The organism is Streptomyces sp. NPDC127106 (genome assembly GCF_042677605.1).
GTDB lineage: Bacteria > Actinomycetota > Actinomycetes > Streptomycetales > Streptomycetaceae > Streptomyces.
Genome location: NZ_JBHXTC010000023.1, coordinates 90053 through 93950 on the forward strand (window position 1 = coordinate 90053; position 3898 = coordinate 93950).

General features: G+C 73.2%; 4 protein-coding genes. 1 reads left to right on the forward strand and 3 read right to left on the reverse strand.

The window, feature by feature from the left end:
- Positions 1–394: 394 nt before the first annotated feature.
- Positions 395–613, reverse strand: a complete 219-nt coding sequence (locus ACFVGY_RS20515) for a hypothetical protein (RefSeq protein WP_385679277.1) — start codon at positions 611–613, stop codon at positions 395–397.
- Positions 614–1040: 427 nt separating this feature from the next.
- Positions 1041–2618 (reverse strand): MFS transporter, encoded by a 1578-nt coding sequence (locus ACFVGY_RS20520; RefSeq protein WP_385679280.1) that lies wholly within the window; start codon positions 2616–2618, stop codon positions 1041–1043.
- A gap of 89 nt (positions 2619–2707) precedes the next feature.
- On the opposite strand from ACFVGY_RS20520, the gene ACFVGY_RS20525 reads away from it, so the two are divergent.
- Positions 2708–3322 carry a TetR/AcrR family transcriptional regulator gene (locus ACFVGY_RS20525; protein WP_385679283.1) on the forward strand — a complete coding sequence of 205 codons (615 nt, stop codon included), beginning with the start codon at positions 2708–2710 and terminating at the stop codon, positions 3320–3322.
- 119 nt (positions 3323–3441) lie between these two features.
- Here the strand turns inward: ACFVGY_RS20525 and ACFVGY_RS20530 are convergent.
- Positions 3442–3898 (reverse strand): helix-turn-helix domain-containing protein (locus ACFVGY_RS20530; protein ID WP_385679286.1); only part of this gene is annotated, 457 nt, incomplete at its 5' end.

The following is a 3898-nucleotide window of genomic DNA, read 5'->3' on the forward strand; positions in this document are numbered from 1 at the left end:
CGACGGGGTGGTCTCGCGGGCGACTCCCAACCACATTTGGGTCGAGTGTTTTTTTTTTTTTTTGGGGGGGGGGGGGGGGCGCCCCCCCCCCCCGCGTCTTGCGTGGGTGGCTGTTGAGTTCGGCAGCGACTGCGTCGAGGTGGTCCCGGGTGTGGCCGCACAGGCTGCTGCCCTAGAGGCTGCCCGATTCGCGACCAGCGTACGGGCCCCAATTCGCCCCATGGCAGCTCCAGCCCAAAGCCGCTCCCGCCGACCTCATCGGGCCCGTGTGCGATCGTCACGCCTCCCAGGTACGTTGAGCCGTCAGCCGAGGGAGAACGCTCGCGAGGGAGCCGCCCCGCAACGCGTGGCTGCGGGGCGCCGATCCACTTTCGCAACGGGGCCCTAGTGGGGTTCAGTCGACCGTCTGCCCGTCGTACGTACCGCCCCTGCAGGTCGGGAGCACGGGCGTCGACCGGTCGATCGTTCCGCCGCCGTCCGTGCACTCACCCGGGGTGACGCTGGCCGGGGTGACGCTGCCGGCGGTGGCGGTGGCGGTGGCGGCGCCTGTGAGGCCGAGTCCGGCGAGGGCTGCCGCGGCGAAGACTGCGGCGAGGATTCGTCGAATGCGCATTTGGTTCGCCTTTCACAGATTGCCTCGGTTGGGGCACTAGCCAGCTTGATCTTCACCCATGTGGGTGGCACGTCATGTTGGGCCATTCGGGTGACAGTGTGGTCGGGTGCGGGGTCGGTGACGCGACCCGTCGGAGCGGATGGAAGCCCGTGCCACATCCGTGCCAGAAAGAGCGGATCCCAGCGGTCAAGAGCAGTCAAGCGCGACGCCTCGCGATTATCACCAGAGGCCGTTTGCGCTGGTCAGCGTCAACCCCCTCCGTGACGGCCCGGTGATTCCCAAGCGCAGAGCGCGGGTTCGATTCCCGTCACCCGCTCCACGGCGAGGCCCAGCTCATAGGTGAATCCCCGGGCCCTTCCCGCGTGTACGCGCTCCCCGCAGTCCGCTCGCCGCAGTCCGCTCCCCGCAGTCCGCTCGCCGCGGCCGGTCAGCGCCGGGCCTCCGCGAGGCCGGGTGCTGCGGCGGCGGTCTCGGCAGCCGCCCCGCCGGTGGCCCCGGCAGTGTGGCCCCCGGCCACGGCCGGGACCGCGGACCGGCGCAGCAGCGCCGCCGCGAGCACGGCCGCCACCAGCAGCAGGGCCGCTCCGCCCAGGGCCGCGTACGCCATCCCGTGCACGAAGGCCTCTCGGGCCAGGGCCAGCAGCCGCTCGCCCGCAGGGCCGCCGAGCCGCTGGGCGGCCGCGACCGCACCGCCCAGGGTCTCCCGTACGGCCGGGTCGGCGCCGGCCAGGTCGGCCCGGTACGCGGCGGTGCCGATGCTCCCCAGGAGGGCCATGCCCAGGGCGCCGCCGAACTCCGCGCCGGTCTCCAGCAGGGAGGCGGCCGAGCCGGCCTTCTCGGCCGGGGTCGCGGCCAGGGCCAGGTCCGAGACCAGGGACATCACCGTGACGATGCCGCAGGACAGCACTCCGGCGGCGGCGAGCAGCAGCCACAGGGAGTCGGTGCCGACCAGGCTGATCATGGCGAAGCCGGCGGCGGCGAGGACGAAGCCGCCGGCGATGACGTACGCCCGGTCGGTCTTCCGGGCGAGGACGCCGGCGAGGGGCGCGGCGGCGCCGATGGCGACGGACGGCGCGAGGCTCCAGAGCGCGGCCTCCAGCGTGCCCATACCGAGCACCGACTGCAGGTACTGGGTGGTGAAGTAGGCCGAGCCCAGGACCGCGAACGCGGCGACGGTGTTGAGCGCGATGCCCGTGCCGAAGACCCGGTGGCGGAACAGCGACCGGCTGATCATGGCGTCCTCGCGGCTGCGCTGGCGACGGAGGAAGGCGTACCCGACGACCAGGCCGGCGCCGATCCACAGGCCCCGGCCCGCGGTGAAGCCCTCGGAGGCGATCTCCTTGAGGCCGTAGACGACGGGCAGGACGGTGCCCATCGACAGCGGCACGCTCAGCAGGTCGAACCGGCCGGGCGCCGGGTCCTTGAACTCGGGCACCAGGACGGGGACGAGCGCCAGCAGGAGCAGCATCGCGGGCACGTTGACGAGGAAGACCGAGCCCCACCAGAAGTGGTTCAGCATGACGCCGCTCATGACCGAGCCGAGCGCGACGCCGCCGGTCATGGCAGCGGACCAGATGCCGATGGCCCGGGCGCGCTCCCGGTCGTCGGGGAAGAGGTTCCGGACGAGGCCCAGGGTGGAGGGCATCAGGGTGGCACCGCCGATGCCGAGCAGGATGCGGGCGGCGATGAGGAGTTCGGCGCTCGGGGCGTACGCGGCGAGCACGGAGGCGAGGCCGAAGGCGGCGGCGCCGATCAGCAGCAGCCTGCGCCGGCCGATCCGGTCGCCGAGGGAGCCCATGGTGATGAGCAGTCCGGACAGGGCGAAGGCGTAGCTGTCGAAGATCCACAGCTGCTGGGTGGCGCTCGGGTCGAGCTCCCGGGTGATGGCCGGGACGGCGAAGTAGAGGACCGAGGCGTCCATCGAGACCAGGAGCAGGGGCAGCAGGAGGACCGTGAACGCGGTCCATTCCCGGCGGCCGGCGCGGCGTGCGGCGGAGTTCGTCATGGCAGGAAATGTACAAGCGTCATAAACGTATGTCTAGTACGAGCGTATGGATCGTTTGTCTAGGACGCTCGTCTTGCTACCGTGTGGGCATGGGACACCGTGAAGACCTCCTTGAAGGCGCGAAGAAGTGCCTGGCCGAGAAGGGTTTCGTGCGGACGACCGCGCGGGACATCGTCAACGCGTCGGGCGCGAACCTCGCGTCGATCGGCTACCACTACGGCTCCAAGGACGCCCTGCTGACGCAGGCGTTCGTCGCGCTCGCCCAGGAATGGGGTGATGCCTTCCAGCCGGACGTCACGGGCGAGGGCGGATCGCTGGAGCGCTTCCGCTCGGTCTGGGACGGCATCCTCGGCCGGCGCGAGCAGGCGGCGCCGATGTGGGCGGCCAGCATGGAGATCGCGCTCAGCCGCGACGCACTGCCCGAGCTGCGCGAGATGCTCCTGGCTTCGGAGCCGGAAGGCCGCAGGGGACTGGTCTCGATGTTCACCGGGATCCCGGAGGACGAGCTCGACGAGCGCGACGTGCGCACGCTCGGCGGGCTGTACCAGGCGCTGCTGACCGGAGTCATGGCGCAGTGGCTGTACGACCCCGAGGGGGCGGCCACCGCGGAGGAGCTCACCGAGGCGATGCGGCGGGTGGCGGAAGGCCTGCTGGGCGCCAGGGCCGACGGCGGCACCAAGGGCGAGGCCGGCGCCCCGGACTGACGGGCCGTCGGCCGGACGAGCGGCGGCCCCGCTCCTCGGGCGCGCCCGGGACCGGGGGCCGGCCCGCGGTTCTCGGCGCCGGTTCTGCGCCAGTTCGGAGCCGGTTCAGCGCCGCCGGCTCACCGCCGGTGCAGCCGCGCATCCCGATGGCCGTGCAGGCGGGACGTTTTGAGCGCCATGTGGAGCAGCAGGCGGTCCTCGCCCTCGTCCAGGTCGAGCCCGGTCAGCTGCTCCACCCGGGACAGCCGGTAGTACAGGGTCTGGCGGTGGATGCCCAGCGCGGCCGCCGCACGGCCCGCCTGGCCCGCGCAGTCCAGGAACACCTCGGCGGTGCGGACCAGTTCCCCGTGGGCGGGGGAGAGCAGGGCCCGGACCGCCGGGTCCTCCGCCGGCTCCGCGGCCGCCAGCGCGGACAGCATCCGGTACGGGCCGATCTGCGACCAGCGGGCCACCGGCCCGAGCCGGGGCTGGGCCGCCGCCGCCCGGGCCGCCGCCCCCCCCCGCCCCCCCGCGGCGGGCCCCCCCGCCCGCCCCCCCCCCGCGGCGGCGCTACCCGCCCACCGGGCCGGTACCGCC